Origin of the sequence: Serratia odorifera (assembly GCF_041448735.1) — a bacterium.
In the GTDB taxonomy this organism is placed as follows: domain Bacteria; phylum Pseudomonadota; class Gammaproteobacteria; order Enterobacterales; family Enterobacteriaceae; genus Serratia_F; species Serratia_F odorifera.
In genome coordinates, this window is record NZ_JBGMUT010000011.1 from 79,099 (window position 1) to 99,069 (window position 19,971).

The 19,971-nt window shown below is 58.3% G+C and carries 18 protein-coding genes; 11 read left to right on the top strand and 7 right to left on the bottom strand.

Going from position 1 to position 19,971, the window contains the following annotated elements; translation table 11 throughout:
- Positions 1-38: 38 nt before the first annotated feature.
- The 4 genes from ugpA to ugpQ are packed head-to-tail and all read left to right on the top strand — an operon-like array spanning position 39 to position 3,579.
- Positions 39-926, top strand: a complete 888-nt coding sequence (gene ugpA / locus ACCC84_RS20225) for a sn-glycerol-3-phosphate ABC transporter permease UgpA (RefSeq protein ID WP_039991558.1) — start codon at positions 39-41, stop codon at positions 924-926.
- Entirely contained in the window at positions 923-1,768 is an 846-nt protein-coding gene (gene ugpE, locus ACCC84_RS20230; RefSeq protein WP_371902209.1) for a sn-glycerol-3-phosphate ABC transporter permease UgpE, read from the top strand. Before ugpA ends, ugpE begins: the two co-directional genes overlap by 4 nt.
- A complete protein-coding gene (locus ACCC84_RS20235; protein ID WP_004957587.1) occupies positions 1,769-2,842 on the top strand; it encodes a sn-glycerol-3-phosphate import ATP-binding protein UgpC in 1,074 nt (357 codons plus the stop codon).
- The gene (gene ugpQ / locus ACCC84_RS20240; RefSeq protein ID WP_039991560.1) at positions 2,842-3,579 is read left to right on the top strand and encodes a glycerophosphodiester phosphodiesterase; all 738 of its coding nucleotides are present in this window, start codon (positions 2,842-2,844) and stop codon (positions 3,577-3,579) included. Before ACCC84_RS20235 ends, ugpQ begins: the two co-directional genes overlap by 1 nt.
- A 1-nt stretch (position 3,580) precedes the next feature.
- Here the strand turns inward: ugpQ and ACCC84_RS20245 are convergent, their stop codons facing one another.
- The gene (locus ACCC84_RS20245) at positions 3,581-3,907 is read right to left on the bottom strand and encodes a hypothetical protein (protein ID WP_004957593.1); all 327 of its coding nucleotides are present in this window, start codon (positions 3,905-3,907) and stop codon (positions 3,581-3,583) included.
- 145 nt (positions 3,908-4,052) lie between these two features.
- Between ACCC84_RS20245 and ACCC84_RS20250 the strand changes: the two genes are divergently transcribed.
- A complete protein-coding gene (locus ACCC84_RS20250; protein WP_273868693.1) occupies positions 4,053-4,913 on the top strand; it encodes a carboxylate/amino acid/amine transporter in 861 nt (286 codons plus the stop codon).
- Here the strand turns inward: ACCC84_RS20250 and metR are convergent.
- Complete coding sequence (gene metR, locus ACCC84_RS20255; protein WP_004957598.1) at positions 4,858-5,832, bottom strand: HTH-type transcriptional regulator MetR; 975 nt, start codon at positions 5,830-5,832, stop codon at positions 4,858-4,860. The two genes, ACCC84_RS20250 and metR, sit on opposite strands and share 56 nt — an antisense overlap.
- 90 nt (positions 5,833-5,922) lie before the next feature.
- Here metR and metE point away from each other — a divergent pair, with 90 nt between their 5' ends.
- The 5 genes from metE (at position 5,923) to ACCC84_RS20280 (ending at position 12,088) form a co-directional block, all read left to right on the top strand.
- Positions 5,923-8,211, top strand: a complete 2,289-nt coding sequence (gene metE, locus ACCC84_RS20260; RefSeq protein WP_371902210.1) for a 5-methyltetrahydropteroyltriglutamate--homocysteine S-methyltransferase — start codon at positions 5,923-5,925, stop codon at positions 8,209-8,211.
- 169 nt (positions 8,212-8,380) lie between these two features.
- Positions 8,381-9,178, top strand: coding sequence for an ABC transporter ATP-binding protein (locus ACCC84_RS20265; RefSeq protein WP_227745710.1), 798 nt, complete (start codon positions 8,381-8,383; stop codon positions 9,176-9,178).
- A gap of 7 nt (positions 9,179-9,185) precedes the next feature.
- A complete protein-coding gene (locus tag ACCC84_RS20270) occupies positions 9,186-10,139 on the top strand; it encodes an ABC transporter substrate-binding protein (protein WP_198774057.1) in 954 nt (317 codons plus the stop codon).
- Positions 10,136-11,137, top strand: a complete 1,002-nt coding sequence (locus tag ACCC84_RS20275) for a FecCD family ABC transporter permease (RefSeq protein WP_004957610.1) — start codon at positions 10,136-10,138, stop codon at positions 11,135-11,137. The genes ACCC84_RS20270 and ACCC84_RS20275 overlap by 4 nt, the downstream gene beginning before the upstream one ends.
- 93 nt (positions 11,138-11,230) lie before the next feature.
- Positions 11,231-12,088, top strand: coding sequence for an AraC family transcriptional regulator (locus tag ACCC84_RS20280; RefSeq protein ID WP_004957613.1), 858 nt, complete (start codon positions 11,231-11,233; stop codon positions 12,086-12,088).
- On the opposite strand, the gene ACCC84_RS20285 is transcribed toward ACCC84_RS20280, so the two are convergent.
- The 5 genes from ACCC84_RS20285 to ACCC84_RS20305 are packed head-to-tail and all read right to left on the bottom strand — an operon-like array spanning position 12,089 to position 17,094.
- The gene (locus tag ACCC84_RS20285) at positions 12,089-12,433 is read right to left on the bottom strand and encodes a PTS fructose-like transporter subunit IIB (RefSeq protein WP_004957615.1); all 345 of its coding nucleotides are present in this window, start codon (positions 12,431-12,433) and stop codon (positions 12,089-12,091) included.
- 21 nt (positions 12,434-12,454) lie between these two features.
- Positions 12,455-13,351, bottom strand: coding sequence for a [formate-C-acetyltransferase]-activating enzyme (locus ACCC84_RS20290; RefSeq protein ID WP_198774055.1), 897 nt, complete (start codon positions 13,349-13,351; stop codon positions 12,455-12,457).
- A complete protein-coding gene (locus tag ACCC84_RS20295) occupies positions 13,317-15,614 on the bottom strand; it encodes a formate C-acetyltransferase (protein WP_039991564.1) in 2,298 nt (765 codons plus the stop codon). The genes ACCC84_RS20290 and ACCC84_RS20295 overlap by 35 nt, the downstream gene beginning before the upstream one ends.
- Positions 15,615-15,674: 60 nt before the next feature.
- Entirely contained in the window at positions 15,675-15,995 is a 321-nt protein-coding gene (locus tag ACCC84_RS20300) for a PTS fructose-like transporter subunit IIB (protein WP_371902211.1), read from the bottom strand.
- A gap of 19 nt (positions 15,996-16,014) precedes the next feature.
- Positions 16,015-17,094 (bottom strand): PTS fructose transporter subunit EIIC, encoded by a 1,080-nt coding sequence (locus tag ACCC84_RS20305; RefSeq protein WP_039991567.1) that lies wholly within the window; start codon positions 17,092-17,094, stop codon positions 16,015-16,017.
- 363 nt (positions 17,095-17,457) lie between these two features.
- Here ACCC84_RS20305 and ptsP point away from each other — a divergent pair, with 363 nt between their 5' ends.
- On the top strand, positions 17,458-19,962 hold the full coding sequence (gene ptsP / locus ACCC84_RS20310) for a phosphoenolpyruvate--protein phosphotransferase (RefSeq protein ID WP_004957635.1): 2,505 nt from the start codon (positions 17,458-17,460) through the stop codon (positions 19,960-19,962).
- The last annotated feature ends 9 nt before the right edge of the window (positions 19,963-19,971 follow it).

Sequence of the window (19,971 nt, forward strand, 5' to 3'; positions counted from 1 at the left end):
CCAGGTCGCCCGTCTTTAGTCTGCATGAGTTCCTGATTATGAGTTCACAACGTACCGGTTTCGCTTGCAGCTGGCTGCCCTATGCGCTGGTGCTGCCGCAGTTGCTGATAACCGCGATATTCTTCCTGTGGCCTGCTGGCGAAGCGCTGTGGTATTCGGTGCAAAGCCTCGATCCGTTCGGCCTTTCCAGCCAGTTCGTCGGGATGGATAACTTCACCCAGTTGCTCCACGATCCGTATTATCTCGATTCGTTCTACACCACGCTGGTGTTCAGCTTTCTGGTGGCCGGCATCGGTCTGCTGGTGTCGCTGTTTCTGGCCGCGCTGGTGGATCACGTACTGCACGGCAGCCGACTGTATCAAACCCTGCTGCTGTTGCCGTATGCGGTTGCGCCGGCGGTGGCGGCGGTGCTGTGGATATTCCTGTTCAACCCGGGGTTGGGGCTGATTACCCACGCGCTGGCGGCGCTGGGGTATGACTGGAACCACGCCCAGCATAGCGGCCAGGCGATGTTCCTGGTGGTGCTGGCTTCGGTGTGGAAGCAAATCAGTTACAACTTTCTGTTTTTCCTGGCGGCGTTACAGTCGATTCCCCGCTCGCTGGTGGAAGCGGCAGCAATTGACGGTGCCGGTCCGGTGCGGCGCTTCTTCAACCTGGCGCTGCCGCTGATTTCGCCAGTGAGCTTCTTTTTGCTGGTGGTCAATCTGGTTTACGCCTTCTTCGACACCTTCCCGGTGATCGATGCCGCCACCGGCGGCGGCCCGGTACAGTCCACCACCACGCTGATCTACAAGATTTATCGCGAAGGATTCGCCGGCCTGGATCTTGCCAGCTCGGCGGCGCAGTCGGTGGTGTTGATGCTGCTGGTGATTGGTCTGACGGTGATCCAGTTCCGCTTTGTCGAACGTAAGGTGCGCTACCAATGATAGAAAATCGACGCGGGCTGGATATTTTCTGCCATGTCATGCTGCTGCTCGGCGTGCTGCTGATCCTGTTCCCGCTGTACGTGGCGTTGGTTGCCGCCACGCTGGACGATCGGCAGGTATTTCAGGTGCCGATGAGCTTGATCCCCGGCGGTCACCTGTGGGAAAACGTCAGCCAGATCTGGCAGGGCGGGGTGGGCAACGTCAAGGCGCCGTTTTCGCTGTTGCTGCTCAACAGCCTGGTGATGGCGCTGGCGATTACCGTTGGCAAGATTGCGGTGTCGATGCTGTCGGCCTATGCGATCGTCTATTTCCGCTTCCCGCTGCGCAGCCTGTGTTTCTGGCTGATCTTCCTCACCCTGATGCTGCCGGTAGAGGTGCGTATTTTCCCGACGGTGGAAGTGATCGCCAATCTCGACATGCTCGACAGCTACACCGGCCTGACCCTGCCGCTGATGGCGTCGGCGACCGCGACCTTCCTGTTTCGGCAGTTCTTTATGACCTTGCCGGATGAGTTGCTGGAAGCGGCGCGCATCGATGGAGCCGGGCCGATGCGCTTTTTCTGGGACATCGTACTGCCGCTGTCGAAAACCAATCTGGCGGCGCTGTTCGTTATCACCTTTATCTACGGCTGGAACCAGTACCTGTGGCCGATTCTGATTACCAGCGATCCGGCGATGGGAACCGCGGTGGCGGGCATTAAAAGCATGATTTCTACTTCCGGTGCGCCGACCCAGTGGAATCAGGTGATGGCGGCAATGTTATTAACGTTAATTCCACCGGTTGCGGTGGTTCTTCTGATGCAGCGCTGGTTTGTGCGCGGTCTGGTAGACAGTGAGAAATAAATGGCAGGCTTAAAATTACAGGCAGTCACCAAATCCTACGACGGCAAGAACACCGTGATTCAACCGTTTGATCTGGATGTGGCGGACGGTGAATTTATCGTGATGGTCGGGCCGTCGGGCTGCGGCAAGTCGACGCTGTTGCGTATGGTGGCCGGCCTGGAGCGTATTTCCAGCGGTGATATCTATATCGACGGCCGCCGCGTCAGCGAACTGGAGCCCAAGGATCGCGGGATTGCGATGGTGTTTCAGAACTACGCGCTGTATCCGCATATGAGCGTGTACGACAATATGGCATACGGCCTGAAAATCCGTGGTTTTGGCAAACAGCATATCCGCCAAAGGGTTGAGGAAGCGGCGCGCATTCTGGAGCTGGGGCCGCTGCTGCTGCGCAAGCCGCGCGAACTGTCCGGCGGTCAGCGCCAGCGCGTGGCGATGGGGCGTGCCATCGTGCGTGAGCCGGCGGTATTTCTGTTCGATGAGCCGCTGTCCAACCTGGATGCCAAACTGCGGGTACAAATGCGGCTGGAGCTGCAACAGCTGCACCGCCGGCTGAAAACCACCAGCCTGTACGTCACCCACGATCAGGTGGAGGCAATGACGCTGGCGCAGCGGGTGATCGTGATGAACAAGGGCGTGGCGGAGCAGATTGGCACGCCGAGCGAGGTGTATCAGCGTCCGGCTTCGCTGTTTGTCGCCAGCTTTATCGGTTCGCCGGCGATGAACCTGCTGCCGGGGATCCTCAGCGCCGACGGTCGCCAACTGCTGTTGGGCGACGGCAGTGCGCTGCCGCTGCCACAGGCACGTAGCGAATGGAGCGGTCGTCGCGTGACGTTGGGCATCCGTCCGGAACACATTCAGTTGGTCGATGATCCACAGCAGGGCATTGCGTTAGCGCTACAAACGCTGGAGCTGCTGGGGGCCGATAACCTGGCCCACGGTCAGTGGGGCGGCGTCGGGGTGATCGTGCGGTTGTCGCATGAAAACTTGCCGTCGCCGGGCAGCACGTTATATTTACAACTGCCCGCACACGCGTTGCACTTTTTTGATACTCAAAGCGGATTACGGATCGAATGATGACCCCAGCCTGGCCTTACCCTCATATTGTCGCTCACCGTGGCGGCGGCGCACTGGCACCGGAAAATACTCTGGCGGCCATTGACGTCGGCGCCCGTCACGGCCATAAAATGATCGAATTCGACGCCAAACTGGCGCAGGACGGGCAGATTTTTCTGCTGCATGACGACACGCTGGACCGTACCAGTAACGGTTGGGGCGTGGCGGGCGATCTGTCGTGGGAACAACTGGCGCAGCTGGACGCCGGCAACTGGTACAGCGCGGCCTTTAAAGGGGAACGTCTGCCGTTGCTGGTCGAAGTGGCGGAGCGTTGCAAACAGCATGGCCTGATGGCCAACATCGAGATTAAGCCGACCACCGGCAGTGAGGAGGAAACCGGCCGGGTAATCGCGCTGGCGGCGCACCTGCTCTGGCAGGGGCAAACCGATCCGCTGCTGTCGTCATTTTCCGTGGCGGCACTGGCTGCGGCTCAGGTCGCGGTGCCGGAACTGCCGCGCGGTCTGCTGCTGGAGGCATGGCAGGAAAACTGGCGTGAACTGACCGAGCAGCTCGGCTGCGTGTCGCTGCATATCGATCATCAGGCCTTGACCGAAGCGCGCGTGCAGCAGCTGAAGCAGGCCGGGCTGCACATTCTGGTGTATACCGTCAACAGCCCGCAGCGTGCGCGCCTGCTGCTCGACTGGGGCGTGGATTGCATCTGCACCGACCGTATCGATCTGATCGGCGCAGATTTTTAAATCAGCGCGAACCGGCCGGTAACGGTACGCCAGGCACCGCCGGCGTGGTGCGCTTGAACGGATTGTTCGGCTGATTGCCGTTTGGCAGCATCTGGCGGTTTTTCGGTGCCGTTTGCAACAATTGCTGCTGGTTATTATCAAACTGGCGCTGTTGCTGCAAACGCCGCTGGTCAAGTTGCTGATTATTCAGCGTGCGCTGTTGTTGCTGCTGCTGACTGCGCTGGTTAAGAAATTGCTGTTGCCCGCTCAGCGTAGTGACGCCGTTTTCCGCTGATGCCAGCCAGGGCATCAGCAACAGGGCAATAAGACCGTATTGACGTATCATCATCTGTTCCTCCTGGTTTAATCCTAACCTATCGTGGCAAAAACGCGCGACAGGTCAATTATCAGTCACATGTAAACCCACTTTGCGCCGCGCTGCCGCTGGCTATCCGTTACAATCGCCTTTTTACCCCTGTTAGGACCCAATTGACGTGTTACTCCTGGTTATTACTACCATTTTATGGGCATTTTCTTTTAGCCTGATTGGCGAATATCTGGCGGGCCAGGTGGACAGCTGGTTTTCAGTATTGATGCGCATTGGGCTGGCGGCGCTGGTTTTCTTGCCGTTCCTGCGCTGGCGCAACATCAAGGGGCGGGTGATCCTGCTGTATATGCTGGTGGGCGCCTGTCAGCTCGGCATTATGTATCTGCTGAGTTTCCGCGCCTATATGTATCTGTCGGTGCCGGAATTCCTGCTGTTTACCGTGCTGACGCCGCTGTATATCACGTTAATCTATGATCTTATCAGTCGTCGTCGCTTGCGCTGGGGCTATGTATTCAGCGCGCTGTTGGCGGTACTGGGGGCGGCAATTATCCGCTACCATCAGGTCAGCGAGCATTTCTGGTGGGGGCTGCTGCTGGTACAGGCGGCGAACATCAGCTTCGCCATCGGCATGGTGGGTTATAAGCGGCTGATGGAAGTGCACCCGTTGCCACAGCATACCGCATTTTCCTGGTTTTACCTTGGTGCGCTGGCGGTAGCGGTGGTGGCCTGGCTGCTGTGGGGCAATCCGCACCAACTGCCTACCACCGGCCTGCAATGGGGCATTCTGGTGTGGTTGGGCGTGGTGGCGTCCGGGCTGGGCTATTTCATGTGGAACTACGGCGCGACCCAGGTGGATGCCGGTACGCTCGGCATCATGAACAATATGCATGTACCCGCCGGATTGCTGGTCAATCTGGCGATTTGGCAACAGCAACCGCACTGGCCGAGCTTTATCATCGGCGGGGCGGTGATTATAGCTTCGCTATGGGTGCATCGCCGTTGGGTGGCGCCAAAGGTTTCACCGTAGCTACGCTGGCGTTGGGGCGGGCGGCGTCGCGCACGAACGGCAGATGATCGCAGGCGTGCTGGCGCGCTGAGCGGATGAACGCTTCGGTCACCGCCTGTCGCTGCTCGCCGTCACGTACCGCGGCGTACAGCCGGCTCCACAGACCGTCCCCCAGCGTTTTGGTGATCACCAGCCCCTGGCGCTCGAAGCTTTCCACCACCCAGTGTGGCAGCGCGGCAATGCCCATGCGTGCCGAGACCATCTGGATCAGCAGCAGGGTATTGTCGACGCTCTTCAATGCCGGGCTAATGCCGGCCGGCTGCAGGAAATGGCGCCAGATATCCAGACGTTGGCGTTGTACCGGGTAAATCATCAGGGTTTCATCAATCAGGTCTTGCGGTTCGATATGCGGTTTGTTGGCCAGCGGATGATCCGGTGCCAGCACCAGCCGCACTTCAAAGTCGAACATCGGCGAATAATGCAGCCCGCTACGCGGTAAAATATCGGACGTCAGCACCAGATCCAGCTCGCCCTGTTGCAACGCCGGCTGCGGATCAAACGTCACCCCGGATTTGAAGTCCATCACCACCTGCGGGAAGCGCTGGCGGAAATTATCCAGCGCCGGCGTCAGCCATTGGATGCAACTGTGGCATTCGATGGCGATGCGCAGCGTAGCCTGATGCGGCTCGTGGCAGGCCTGTAACGCCTGTTGAATCTGCGGCAATACCTGCTCTGCCAACTGCAACAGAATCTCTCCCTGCGCGGTAAAGCGCAGCGGCTGGCTTTTGCGAACGAACAGCTTAAAGCCCAGACGCAGCTCCAGATCGCTGAACTGATGCGAAAGAGCCGATTGCGTCTGATGGAGTTGAGCAGCCGCTGCGGCCAGAGAGCCGGTATTGCGCAGTGCCTGCAGCGTCCGTAAGTGTTTCAGTTCGATCATGAGAGTCCTTCACAGTGACAGTGAATAAATTGCGCTTGTGGTTAATACACTACCTGCTGATTATGGATGTGTAAACATCTGGACGGCTAAATGGGGAATATGACGATGGCAATTTTGAATCACACTCTGGGTTTTCCACGCGTTGGCCTGCGTCGCGAGCTGAAAAAAGCGCAAGAAAGCTACTGGGCTGGTAACTCCACGCAGGAAGAACTGCTGGCGGTTGGCCGCGAACTGCGCGCCCGTCACTGGCAACAGCAACAGCAGGCCGGAGTGGATCTGGTGCCGGTCGGCGACTTTGCCTGGTACGATCATGTTCTGACTACCAGCCTGCTGCTGGGCAACGTACCGGCACGCCATCAGAATCAGGATGGTTCCATCGATCTGGATACGCTATTCCGCATTGGCCGTGGCCGTGCGCCGACCGGTGAACCGGCGGCGGCGGCGGAAATGACCAAATGGTTTAATACCAACTATCACTACATGGTGCCGGAATTCCACCAGGGCCAGCAATTTAAACTGGGCTGGACCCAACTGCTGGACGAAGTTGATGAAGCGTTGGCGCTGGGCCACAAGGTCAAGCCGGTGCTGCTGGGGCCGGTCACCTATCTGTGGCTGGGTAAGGTCAAGGGCGAGCAGTTTGACCGCCTGTCGCTGCTGAACGCCATTCTGCCGGTATACCAGCAACTGCTGGCGGAGTTGGCAAAGCGCGGCATCGAATGGGTACAGATCGACGAACCTGCACTGGTGCTGGAGCTGCCGCAGGCGTGGCTGGACGCTTACCAGCCGGCTTACGCCGCGCTGCAAGGCCAGGTCAAGTTGCTGCTAACCAGCTATTTCGACAGCATCGGCCACAATCTGGCCACCATCGCGACCCTGCCGGTGCAAGGTTTGCATGTGGATCTGGTTGCCGGTGATGACGATATCGACGCGGTTAATAACGCGCTGCCAAAAGATTGGCTGCTGTCGCTGGGGGTGGTTAACGGCCGCAACGTGTGGCGGGCGGATCTGAGCCGCTGGGCCGAGCGTCTGCAACCGTTGGTGGGCAGCCGTCCGCTGTGGATCGGCACCTCCTGCTCGCTGCTGCACAGCCCAATCGATCTGAGCGTGGAAACGCGTCTTGATGAAGAAGTGAAGAGCTGGTTTGCCTTCGCATTACAGAAATGTGCCGAACTGGCGCTGTTGAGCGCCGCGTTAAATGCGCCTGATGCGGAAAAACAGGCGAAGCTGGACGCCTACAGCGCGCCAATCCGCGCTCGCCAACAATCCAGTCGGGTACATAACCCACGGGTAGAAAAACGCCTGGCCGCCGTCAGCGCGCAGGACAGTGAACGCCGTAGCCGGTACCCACAGCGCGCCCAGGCGCAGCGCGAACGTTTCAATCTGCCAGCGTGGCCAACCACCACCATCGGTTCGTTCCCGCAAACCACTGAAATCCGCGGTCTGCGTCTTGATTTCAAGCAGGGGCGGCTGGACGGCGGCAACTATCGCACCAGCATCGGCGAGCATATCAAACAGGCGATCGTTGAACAGGAACGTCTCGGCCTGGACGTGCTGGTGCATGGCGAAGCCGAGCGTAACGACATGGTGGAATACTTCGGTGAAAACCTGGACGGCTTTGCCTTCACTCAGAACGGCTGGGTACAGAGTTACGGCTCGCGCTGCGTGAAACCGCCGGTGATTATCGGTGATGTCAGCCGCCCTGCAGCAATCACCGTCGAATGGGCGACGTTTGCCCAGTCGCTGACCGACAAGCCGGTAAAAGGCATGCTGACCGGTCCGGTGACCATTCTGTGCTGGTCGTTCCCGCGTGAAGACGTCACTCGCGATGTGATAGCCAGGCAAATCGCCCTGGCGCTGCGCGACGAAGTCGACGATTTGCAACAGGCCGGCATCGGCATTATCCAGATTGACGAGCCTGCGCTGCGTGAAGGTTTACCGCTGCGCCAGTCCGACTGGGCGGCCTATCTGGATTGGGCAGTGGATGCATTCAAACTCAACGCTGCGGTTGCCAGTGATGATACGCAGATCCACACCCACATGTGTTACTGCGAGTTCAATGACATCATGGACTCCATTGCGGCGCTGGATGCGGACGTGATCACCATTGAAACCTCACGTTCTGATATGGATCTGCTGGAGGCGTTTAAAGAGTTTGAATATCCAAATGAAATCGGCCCGGGCGTATATGACATTCACTCGCCAAACGTACCAAGCGTGGAATGGATTGAAGAGCTGTTGCGCAAGGCAGCGCAAAACATTCCAGCGGAACGCCTGTGGGTGAACCCGGACTGTGGCCTGAAAACCCGTGGCTGGCCGGAAACGCGCCAATCGCTGGCGAATATGGTGCTGGCTGCCCAGCGTCTGCGCGCAACCGCATAATGACCTCTGGCGGCCGACCCGCGGGGCGTTGCGGTTGTTGATCATGATGGGGAGCTTCGGCTCCCTTTTTTTTGCCACATCGCGCCGTGGCGCAATGAGGGGATTGCAGGAAGCACATGAGCTATGTATGTTATGTTATAACATATCTTTTGTTTAGGGGTGTATTCTGTTGTCCATTGACTCTCACGGCGGTGCGTTATTGCAACTGCAGCGGCTCGGCTACACCACGGGGTGCGGCAAGCCGTTGCTGTCTGATATCAACCTGGATCTGCGACCGGCGGAATGCCTGGCGATCATCGGGCCGAACGGCAGTGGCAAGTCGACGCTGCTGCGTACGTTGACCGGCGAGCTTACGCCGACCTCTGGTGACCTGTACTTTGACGGTCGTCCTCTCTCGCAGTTGAGCCGCTTGCAGCGAGCCAGAACCATTGCGCTGTTGGCGCAAAGTGACAGTGCGCATCCACAGCTTAGCGTCAGCGAATACGTCGAACTGGGCCGATTGCCGTACCAGGGGCGAGACAGCGCGCAGCGTCATCGGCAACTGGTTGAACACGCGTTGACCGAAACCGGCATGCGGGGATTACGACATCAACGTCTTGGGCGACTGTCGGGAGGGGAGCGACAGCGGGCGGCACTGGCTCGCGCCTTTGCCCAAACGCCGCAGCTGCTGTTGCTGGATGAGCCGACCAACCATCTCGATCCACTGGCCCGCGCCAGCCTGCTGAACTGGGTGAAACGCAAGGGCATCGCAGCGATCGCCGTATTGCACGATCTGGCGCTGGTGGCGCCGTTTGCCGATCGGGTGGCGGTCATCGAACGAGGCCGGCTGGTCCGCTGTGATATCCCGTCTCGCGCTCTGGCCGCCGACTGTATCAACCCGGTGTTTGGCCTCGACAGTTTTGTGATTGCCCACCCACACACCGGCCAACCGCTACATATCTTTGAAGCGCCACAGCGCGCAGGATAACAATACGATGAAAAGGACATTATGGTACTTGCTGGGCCTGCTGGCATCGCCGATCTCGGCTTTGGCCTTTCCCGTCACGGTGGACAGCTGCGGCGAGCCGCTGACCTTCACTGCAGCACCGCAACGGGCGGTGATCAACGATTTGAATATGGCTGAAATGGCGTTTGCGCTAGGGCTGCAACCGCAGATTGTCGGGGTGACCGGCATTTCCGGCTGGTATAAATCTAGCGCTGAATTCAAGCGACAGCAGGGGGAGATTCCCGAGTTGGCGGCCAAGTACCCTTCGTTGGAGACGTTGCTGGCGGTTAACCCGGACTTTTTCTTTGCCGGTTGGAATTACGGCATGAAAATTGGCGGTGACGTCACGCCGCGCTCGTTGGCGAAATACGGCGTCAAAACCCTGGTATTGAGCGAAAGCTGCATCTGGACCCAGCACGCGCGGCCACGTGCCAGTATGGCGTTGCTGTACGACGACATGCTCAAGCTGGGCAAGATATTCGGCCAGCAACGGCGCGCCGAGCAATTGGTCAGCCAATGGCAGCAGCGGCTGGCCACGCTGCGGCAGCGTATTGGCCAACGGCCGGTGCAAAAGGTCTTTGTTTATGATTCAGGCGAGGATAAACCCTTTACCAGCGGCAAATATGCCATGCCAACTGCCTTGATTGAGGCGGCCGGCGGCAAAAACGTGATGGATACGCTGGCGGCCAGTTGGGCGACCACCTCATGGGAAGAGGTGGCCACTCGGCAACCGGACGTGATTGTGCTGCTGGACTATCAACAGGCCGGCAGCGCAGACCGGTTACAGCAGTTTCTCGCCACGCATCCGCTGATGAAACATACCCCGGCGGTGCGCCATCAGCGCTATTTACGCCTGCAATACGCCGAGCTGACTCCCGGGCCGGCTAACGTCGCGGCGATAGAGAAACTGGCGCAGGTGCTGTACCCGGGAGTGCTGCATTGACCGACCGGCGGCTGCGTTATGTCATCGTCGTGGGGATCTTGTTGGTCATATTGGCGGCATTGATGTTGACCGGTATTGCCATTGGCACCACCCGGGTACCGTTGACGCAACTGCTGTCGATGCTGGGGCTCAACCATCAGCCGGTGTCGCCGATGACCGCGCGCATCGTGATTGAGCTACGCATTCCGCGGGTGCTGTTGGCGGCCTTGACCGGTGCCGGGCTGGCCATGGTGGGCGCACTGTTGCAAACCGCCACGCGTAATGAGCTGGCGGATCCTTTTCTGTTTGGTCTGTCCTCCGGGGCGTCGGCAGGGGCGGTGGCGGTGATAACCCGGTTAGGCGATCGGCTGGGCCACTGGACCTTGCCGGTATCGGCCTTCGCCGGCGGTCTGGCGTCTGCCCTGGCGGTGATGATACTGCTACGTTTGCAACAGGAGAGAGGCAGCGAGCGCATCGTTATCAGCGGTCTGGCAATTTCATTTTTATTTGGCGCCCTGACCAATTACCTGGTTTTCACCGGCGATCAGCGTGCGGCGAGCGCTATTCTGTTTTGGTCACTGGGGGGGCTGGGTCTGGCAGCCTGGGATAATCTGTGGCTGGCTGCTGCTGCCAATCTGCTGTTGGCGGCATTCATCTGCTGGCGTTGGCGAGCGCTGGACGCCTTGCTGAGCGGTGAACAGACCGCCGTTTCGCTTGGCGTACATCTGACGCGCCTGCGTAGTGAAGTCTTCCTGTGCTGCGCGCTGGCAACCGCCACGCTGGTGGCCCTTACCGGAGTGATTGGTTTTGTCGGCCTGATGGTGCCGCACCTGGCTCGCCCGTTATGCGGTGTGCGTCACCGGGCGCTGCTGCCGCTGGTGGCGATCCTCGGAGCCGTGCTGTTGGCCGCTGGCGACCTGCTCAGTCGCACCCTGATGGCGCCGCAGGAGTTGCCAATCGGCGTGATCACCGGTGGGCTGGGCGGGCTGTTTGTCTTGATGATGCTGTTCAAGCGTTGATGTCAGATGTTTTTATTGTCCTGTGGGTACTTTTTCACTGCGGCAATCCGTTATTATCCAGTGATATCGCTATTTTGATGCAGGATCGAGGCAATGAAGCATCCACTGGTGAGCGTGTTGTCACCCATGCTGGACGATGTTAAAGGCATCGGTCAGGTTTATTTTGCCGGTAATCAAAAACCGGCGCCGGAGCTGGCGTACCAGGTCAATTTTCCCCGGCTGGAGCTGGTGATCGACGGCGAACTGCGGGTTGAATGGGAGGGCAACCTGGATGTGGTCCAGCAAGCGTTGCGGCCAGGAGATGTGCTGTTCGTTCCGGCGCAGGGATGGAATATTCCCCATTGGCAGCGGCCGGTGACCACGCTGAGCCTGCTGTTTGGCAAACAGCAGCTTGGTTATAGCCTGCTGAAATGGGACGGTGAAAACACCGTGCTGCTGGGCAAGGATAACGTCGCCCGACGCGGGCCTCGCATCGGTTCGTTCATGTTACAGGCATTGCATGAACTGGCGTGGCACCAGAGCGATCAGGGCACCGCGCGTTTTCTGGTTAAAGGTTTGCTGAGCCATGCGCTCGACCTGTTTGGCTCGTGTGTGCAGACTGCGTCACGCAGCCAGGCACTGTTCGGTGCGGTACGTGATTACCTGGAGGAGCATTATCGGGAACCACTGACGCGTGAATCCGTGGCGCAGGCGTTTTATATCTCGCCCAATTATCTGTCGCATCTGTTTCAAAAGGCTGGCGGCGTCGGTTTTAATGAGTATTTGAACCACGTACGGTTGGAACAGGCAAAGCATTTACTGAAGCGTTACGACATGAAGGTGAAGGAAGTGGCGCACGCCTGTGGTTTTGTCGACAGCAACTATTTTTGCCGGATTTTCCGTAAGAACACCGAACGCTCGCCGTCTGAATATCGCGGACAGTACCGTAGCGAGCTGAAACAACGCGAATAATCACCCCATCTGGATATGGGTCTCCTGCGGCGAAGAGGCCGCCTTACGCACCGCGCTCAAGACCTTTTCCGGATAACGTAAAAACGTATTGATGCCGATTTTCACACAGCGATGGTGGATAAAGCGCTCACTGTCAGCCAGCAGAATATCGGTAATCAACAGTACCACGTCGGCTTGTGCCAAATCCTCGTGAGTCAGGGTGTTAACGATACCCAGCGCGCCCTGGGTTTCAATTTTGACCGGCCACTTCTGCTGTGCACACAGTTTTTCCAGCCTTTCTGCCGCCATATAGGTGTGCGCGACGCCGCTGACACAGGCGCTTACCGCTACCAGTTTGATCGACATACTCACCCCCTTTGCGTTGAGTTAACCGCCGATGATGACGTGATAACCTGCCGCTTCCGCCATCGCACGTAGCGGCGCTATCTGCTGTTCGCTGGCCGGCGCAACGCCGCGCATCGCATAGTCGCGTCCAAGTAGCGCGTATTTGGCCTCACCGTATTGATGGAAAGGCAGCAGATGGATCTCTTTTAACGCGAAAGGCGCGAGAAAAGCCAGGATCTGCGCCACATTTTCCTTATGCAGGGTGTAATGCGGGATCAGCGGCAGGCGGGGGATCAGCGCGACGCCCGCTGCCGACAGCGCGGCAAAGTTGGCCAACACCCGTGGTTGATTGATATTCAGCAGCCGTTTGGCCTGCGCCGTATCCATGATTTTCAGATCAAACAGCACCTGATCGCAGTGCGCTGCCAATGGCAGCAGGCTGCGCAGTGGCGCGTCGCCGGCGGTTTCAATCGCGGTGTTGATCCCCAGCGCCTGCAAACGCGCCAGCAGCGCGGTGGCGAATCCGGCCTGCATCAGCACTTCACCGCCCGAGAGCGTGACGCCGCCGCCGGAAGCGCGATAAAACACCTCGTCCTGCAGCAATTGCTGTAACAGCGTCTCCAGCGTCACGTTTTGCCCGATACGCTCCAGCGCGCCGCTCGGGCACTCATCAACGTCATTCAGGCACGGCTGGCAGCGCAGACATTTGGCTTCGCGGCGCACGGTATGGATGCCGGCGGACATCGATTCCGGGTTGGCGCACCATGGGCAGGTATGCGGGCAGCCTTTAAAAAACACTACGCTGCGGATGCCCTGACCGTCATTCAACGAATAGCGTTGAATATTGAAGATGCGACCCTGCGGCGGCAGTCCGTCGGTTCGGGTGACGCCGGGAGCGATCAGGCTACAGTTGATGCGCTGTACGACGGATGATGTCATCCTGGATCTCCTTCGATAGTTCTACGAAGAATGCGCTATACCCGGCGACGCGCACCACCAGGCCGGCAAAGTCCTGTGGTCGCTGCTGCGCTTCACGCAACGTTTCTGCGTTGACGACGTTGAATTGCACGTGCTGAAGCTTGAGTCTGCTGAACGCGCCAAGGAAATCCGCCAGTTTGTTCAGCCCCTGCTGGCCCTGCAACGTGGCTGGCGTGAACTTGACGTTGAGTAGCGTGCCGTTGGAAAGCAGGTAGTTGTCCAGTTTGCTGACCGACTTGAGCACTGCGGTCGGGCCCTGCGCATCTTGCCCCAACATCGGCGAAAGGCCGCCGTCTGCCAATTGCTCGCCGGCGAAACGCCCGTCCGGCGTGGCGCCGACCACTGCCCCCAGCGGTACGTGGGCCGATACGGTATAGGATCCGGGGGTGAATTGCCCACCGCGCGGGTTACGGTATTGTTCTACCTGTTTACAGTAAAAGCGCAGCAGATCGGCGCTGATAAGGTCAACGTCATCAACGTCATTGCCATATTTGGCAAAACGATTGAGCAAACGTGCACGGATTTTCTCGCCTTCGGGGGTAGCGAAGTTGGTTTTCAGCGTGGCTAACAGTTGGTCAAAGCTCAGGCGTTGTTGATCGAACACCAGCCCTTTAAGCGCATACAGCGAATCGCTCAGGTTGGCGATGCCGATGCCCTGAACGCCAGAGAAATTATAACGCGCGCCGCCTTCGGTAATGTCCTTGCCGTTTTGCAGGCAGTCGGCGATGAACGATGACAGCAGCGGTACCGGCGCCCAGTCTCGGTGGCCGATATCGCAAACGTTGCTGCCTTCGGCCATCAGCCTGACGTAATGGCAAATTTTGTTGCGGATATGCTCCAGCAGTTGCGGATAGCCCAGCGTGGTATTGCCTTCGTTGTCCAGCAGCGCCAGTTCCATGACTTTCAGCAGGTTGAACATGGCGATGTCATGCAGGCCGTAGGTCTTGCCGGGTATCGACAGTTCGACGCAGCCGACCACCGCATAATCACGCGCATCTTCCAGCGATACGCCGCGGTTGAGAAACGCCGGCACCACCACTTCATCGTTGAATATTTGCGGTATGCCGGTGCCGAGCCGGATGGTTTCGGCGGTTTTCAGCAGGAATGGCCGATCGATAAATTCATTCACTCGCACGCCCAGGTTGGGTTGCGGCAGTTGAATGCTCTGGTAGGCGTCGAGACAGAGAAACGACAGGGCGTTGACCGCGCTATGGCCAGCTTCGGTCAACCCGCCCAGCAGGATGGTATAACCGGTGGGGAAACCGGCAAAGTAACGGGCGCTGGCGGTTGAGCGTAGCAGCACAATGTCGTTGCACTTCACCCACAGGCTTTCCAGCAGCTCACGCAACCAGGCGGGATCTTCCCCCTGACTCAACGATGCCTGATAGAACGGCAACATGTATTGATCGAAACGGCCAAGCGACAGCGAGCTGGCGTTGGATTCATATTGCAGAATGATGTTTATGTACCAAAACAGCTGGCAGGCCTGGTAGAAATCCTGCGGCTGGTGATGCGCCACCCATTCGGTGACGTTGGCGATGCGCAGCAGTTCGGCCTGGCGCCGTGGCAGGGCCGCCTGCGCAGCCATGTCGCGTGCCAGTTGCGCATAACGCAGCATATGACGCTGAGCGGCTTGCAGCAGCAGCAGGGCGGCTTGGTAGAAGGCGTTTTCCGGCCGTTGCTGCTGGTACTGTTGCAACTCCGCCAGCAGTGCGTCCATGCCGAGGTTGAGTAACCGTGGGTAATCAATAATGATATGCCCCTGGCCCTTGTCGGTTTGGTTGATGCTGAAGATTTGCGTCTGGGTGGCGGCTTGCACCTCCTCTGGCATCTGGCCGTTGATAAAGTCCTTCATCGAGCGTTTTTCCCAATAGGGATAAAGTTGCTCGCGGTAAATCCGCTGGTCTTCTTCGCTGATAGTAAAGCGGTCCTGCGGACGCGTGGCAAAGCTATCCAGCTCTTTAAGCAGCCAGTAGGGATCCATTTCCGGTGACATGATGCCGGCCCGAGGTTTGACGGTACGGTTGCCGGCGATCAGTTCATCGTCGCGAATGCTGATGGCGACGCGATCCAAAATATGCGCGCTGGCCTTCGCCCGCCGGATAATGGTCGGTTCCCCAGCGGTTTGTCGATGGCTGGCGGTGTACAACAGCGCACGCTCCAGTGAAATTTCACGTGGGGCGGAAAATAAAGCGGCTTTCAGGCGTTCGATACGAGAGGTCATCTTTTTATCCTTCTGCGACAAACCGGGGGTAATCCCGACCAACGGCGTCGGGACAGGGCGTCAGGCGGTGGGCGCCAGATGAGCGGCAATGTTGTTCATGATGGCGTCGGCGCGTTTGACCGCGTCGCTGATGGCGACCCGTACCACGGTTTTGCCTTTAAAACGCTCTTCAAACTTGATGCCGATGTCATTGGTCAGGATCACGATGTCGGCGGCGGCGATGTCTTCTGGCGTCAGCGGGTTTTCCTGCCCGATGGAACCCTGGGTTTCCACTTTGCATGGCCAGCCTCTGGCGGTAGCGGCGTGTTCAATGGCCTCGGCGGCCATGTAGGTATGTGCGACGCCGGAGGGGCATGCGGTGACGGCAATAATGTTGGCCATGGTCATTTCCTCAATGTAGTCAGTTGATTTCAAAATCCAAATCCAGATCGTTTTGTTCGCGGGTAGCAGCGGTTTGCTGTTTGGCTGCCCGGCTTTTCAGCAGGTTAACCAGCAGGGCGGTGATCACCATGCCGGTCAGCAAGGCGGCGATAAAACCGAGCTTGCCTGCAACCACCGGTAGCACGATCAGCCCGCCCCAGCCGGCATAGCATTGAGCGCCGAACAGCGCGGCGACGACCGCCGCGCAGGCTGAACCGATCATGATGGAAGGGATCACCCGCAGCGGATCGGCCGCGGCAAAGGGTATCGCCCCTTCGGTTACGCCAACGCAGCCCATCAGCAGTGCGGCCTTGCCCGCTTCACGCTCTTCGAGCGAATAATATTTGCGGCCAATCAGCGTGGCGAAACCCAGCCCCAGTGGCGGAGTGGCGATGGCAACGGCGGCAATCGCCACCACCGAATAGACGCCCTGCGCCACGCAGATCAGCATGAAGGCATAGGCCACCTTGTTCACCGGCCCGCCCATGTCGAAAGCCAGCATCAGGCCCATGATGATGGCTAGCACCACGATGCTGCCCTGCTGCATACCCTGCAGCCAGCGGGTCAGGCCGGTAGTCAGCGCGCCGACCGGTTCCCCCAGACCCCACATCATGATGCCGGCGGTCAGTAGCGTGCCGACAATCGGGATCACGAAGATCGGCATCACCGAACGCAGGATCTTCGGGACGGGGATTTTCTTCAGGTAAAACACGATGATGCCGCCCAGCAGGCCGGCAATGATGGCACCAAAGAAACCGGCGCCGAATGAGGCACCTACCCAGGCGCCAATCGCTGCCGGCGCCAGTGCCGAACGATCGGCGATCGAATAACCGATGTAGGCCGCCAGGAACGGCACCATCAGCGTCAAGCCGGCAACGCCGATATCAAACAGCTTTTTCAGGTTGGGATCGGTTGCGGCGTCAGGCACCGCGCCTTTGCCATACAGCATGACGGAAACCGCCAGCAGAATGCCGCCGGCCACCACGAACGGGATCATATGGGAAACGCCGGACATCAAATGCTGGCGGGTGTTTTTGAGTATGTTGAGCAGGTCTTTCATCATTCACTCCCTGGTCAGAACACGAGGGTTTTGAGAACACAAACCATCAGTAAGAAATAACCCCTGACGGAGAAAGGTTGTTGTCTATCACCATAGGCATCCGGCCACGCCGCCAACAGTGGAAAAAATTGCCATTTACTGGATTTTTGTAATGTCAGTGGAAAAATGAGATCAAACGCAAATTGCGACGAAATGACTTGCCGGTGAGTTCAGTATTGCTTTGTGAGCGATATCGCATTTAAGTGTTTAGATTACATTTGTCCAGTATTTGGCATTTTTGTCGCATAGGCGTAGCGCGGAACGGCTTTTATTCTGAGGGTAAACCGCTGTGGTTCATCATTGTCAGGGTAGGAGGACATTCCAATGGCCAAAATCGTCACGTTTACCTGCGAGCTGCCTAACGGCGTTCATGCTCGTCCCGCCAGCCACATCGAAACCCTGTGCAACGGTTTTCAATCATGCTTTCAGTGGCATAACACCCGTAATGAGCTGACCGGCGATGGCAAGAGCGTATTGTCATTGATTGGCGCGGATATTTTGCTGGGAGATAGCTGCCAGGTCACCATTGAAGGGGTTGATGAACAAGCGGCATTCGACAGATTGAGCCAGTTTATCGCACACGAATTCAGGCATTGCGATGATGCCTTGCCGACGATTGAACCCTGCGCCGAACAGGAACCTGTCCCGCTGTCGCTGGCCAATCTGCAGCCGACGCTGGTGCGTGGCCGCCCGGTATGTCAGGGCACCGCCAGCGGTAAACTGCTGCATCTGGCGGCTATCGATCTCAATGCCTTGGCGGATTTACCGCCAGCCGACGGCCTGGAGCAGGAGCAAAGCCGCCTGTTGGACGGGTTGGAACAATTGGATAAGGCATTGGAACTTCAACTGATGGAAGGGAATGGCGCAACCAGTGCGGTGTTGGTCGCACACCGCTCGCTGGTACGCGATGACGCTTTCCGCCAGCGGTTGCTGGACGCAGTACAAGCCGGAGAAAGCTGTGCCCGGTCGATCGTTGCTGCCGCGGCCTATTTCAGCCAGCGTCTGGCGCGCTCAAATAGCGCTTATCTGCGCGAACGCCAGCTGGATATACGTGACGTCGGTTTCCAACTGCTGCAGCAAATCTATGGCAGCCAGCGTTTTCCCTCTCAACGGGCGTTGAGCGAAGCCAGCATTTGCATGGCGGAGGAACTGACGCCGAGCCAGTTCCTCGAACTGGATAAACGTCATCTGAAGGGGTTGCTGCTAGCCAGCGGCGGCAGCACGTCGCACACCGTCATTCTGGCCAGATCGTTCAATATCCCCATGCTGGTGGGGGTGAATGCCGAACTGTTGCAAAACTATCTTGGCCAGCAGGTGCAAATCGATGGCGACCTTGGCCTGGTGGTCTGCGAATTGAACCCGCCGGTGCAGCGTTACTATCAGCAGGAGCAGTGGCTGAATGACCAGTTGCGACAACAGCAAAGTGCCTATCTGCATCATCCTGGCCGCACCGGTGACGGCGTGAAGATGGAGGTGGCAGCCAATATTGCGCACGCCGTGGAGGCCAGTGCGGCATTTGGCAACGGCGCTGAGGCGATTGGGCTGTTTCGCACTGAAATGCTGTATATGGATCGGGTAAGCGCGCCTACGGAGAGCGAACTCTACAATATTTACTGCCAGGCGGTAGAGGCCGCCGACGGCAAGACGATTATCGTTCGTACCATGGACATCGGCGGTGACAAGCCGGTGGATTACCTGAATATTCCTTCAGAAAACAATCCGTTTCTCGGTTATCGCGCGGTACGCATCTACCAGGAGTTTCTGCCGCTGTTTCATACCCAACTGCGGGCGATCCTGCGCGCCTCGGCGCACGGAGCGCTGAAAATCATGATCCCGATGATCTCGTCAATGGAGGAGATCCTGTGGGTCAAGGAACAGCTGGCCGAGGTTAAGCAGGCGTTACGTGCCGAGCAAATCCCGTTCGATGAAAAAATCCCACTGGGCATCATGCTGGAAGTGCCGTCGGTGATGTTCATCATCGATCAGTGTTGCGAGGAGATCGATTTCTTCAGCATTGGCAGCAATGACTTGACCCAATATCTGCTGGCGGTGGATCGCGATAACGCCAAAGTCATCAAGCATTACAACAGTCTGAACCCGGCTTTCCTGCGCGCGCTGGACCATGCGGTAGCTGCGGTGCATCGCCATGGCAAATGGATCGGGCTGTGCGGCGAATTGGCGGCAAAAGGTTCGGTATTGCCGTTGCTGGTGGGACTGGGACTGGATGAAATCAGCATGAGCTCCCCCTCGATCCCGGCGACCAAGACGCGGCTGGTCAAGCTGGATAGCCGCGAATGCCGCCTGTTGCTCAACCGGGCGATGGCGTGCCGCACCTCGTTGGAAGTTGAACACCTGCTGGCGCAGTTCCGCATGGAGCAACGCGATGTCCCATTGATTTCGCCATCCTGCATTGCGCTCGGCGCTGACTGGCGCAGTAAAGAGGAGGTGATCAAGGGCATGACGGATAATCTGCTGCTGGCGGGGCGCTGCCGTTACCCGCGCAAGCTGGCAGCCGATCTGTGGGCGCGCGAAGCGGTGTTTTCCACCGGACTGGGTTTTGGCTTCGCTATACCGCATAGCAAATCCGAACATATTGAGCAGTCGACCATCAGCGTCGCCAGGCTGTCACAACCGGTGATATGGGGCGAGGAAGAGGTGCGATTCGTCATTATGTTGACGTTGAATAAACATGCGGCAGGCGACCGGCATATGCGTATTTTTTCTAAATTGGCCCGGCGCATCATGCATGACGAGTTTCGCACGGCGTTGGTCAATGCGGCGTCGGCACCACAGGTAGAAGCATTGTTGCAACAAGAGCTTGAACTGTAATTCACCGCA

Bases quoted from the DNA above. Each gene is read 5' to 3' on its own strand.
- ugpA (WP_039991558.1), top strand. From the start codon at position 39: ATGAGTTCACAACGTACCGGTTTCGCTTGCAGCTGGCTGCCCTATGCG.
- ugpE (WP_371902209.1), top strand. From the start codon at position 923: ATGATAGAAAATCGACGCGGGCTGGATATTTTCTGCCATGTCATGCTG.
- ACCC84_RS20235 (WP_004957587.1), top strand. From the start codon at position 1,769: ATGGCAGGCTTAAAATTACAGGCAGTCACCAAATCCTACGACGGCAAG.
- ugpQ (WP_039991560.1), top strand. From the start codon at position 2,842: ATGACCCCAGCCTGGCCTTACCCTCATATTGTCGCTCACCGTGGCGGC.
- ACCC84_RS20245 (WP_004957593.1), bottom strand. From the start codon at position 3,907: ATGATGATACGTCAATACGGTCTTATTGCCCTGTTGCTGATGCCCTGG.
- metR (WP_004957598.1), bottom strand. From the start codon at position 5,832: ATGATCGAACTGAAACACTTACGGACGCTGCAGGCACTGCGCAATACC.
- metE (WP_371902210.1), top strand. From the start codon at position 5,923: ATGGGGAATATGACGATGGCAATTTTGAATCACACTCTGGGTTTTCCA.
- ACCC84_RS20270 (WP_198774057.1), top strand. From the start codon at position 9,186: ATGAAAAGGACATTATGGTACTTGCTGGGCCTGCTGGCATCGCCGATC.
- ACCC84_RS20280 (WP_004957613.1), top strand. From the start codon at position 11,231: ATGAAGCATCCACTGGTGAGCGTGTTGTCACCCATGCTGGACGATGTT.
- ACCC84_RS20285 (WP_004957615.1), bottom strand. From the start codon at position 12,433: ATGTCGATCAAACTGGTAGCGGTAAGCGCCTGTGTCAGCGGCGTCGCG.
- ACCC84_RS20290 (WP_198774055.1), bottom strand. From the start codon at position 13,351: ATGACATCATCCGTCGTACAGCGCATCAACTGTAGCCTGATCGCTCCC.
- ACCC84_RS20295 (WP_039991564.1), bottom strand. From the start codon at position 15,614: ATGACCTCTCGTATCGAACGCCTGAAAGCCGCTTTATTTTCCGCCCCA.
- ACCC84_RS20300 (WP_371902211.1), bottom strand. From the start codon at position 15,995: ATGGCCAACATTATTGCCGTCACCGCATGCCCCTCCGGCGTCGCACAT.
- ACCC84_RS20305 (WP_039991567.1), bottom strand. From the start codon at position 17,094: ATGAAAGACCTGCTCAACATACTCAAAAACACCCGCCAGCATTTGATG.
- ptsP (WP_004957635.1), top strand. From the start codon at position 17,458: ATGGCCAAAATCGTCACGTTTACCTGCGAGCTGCCTAACGGCGTTCAT.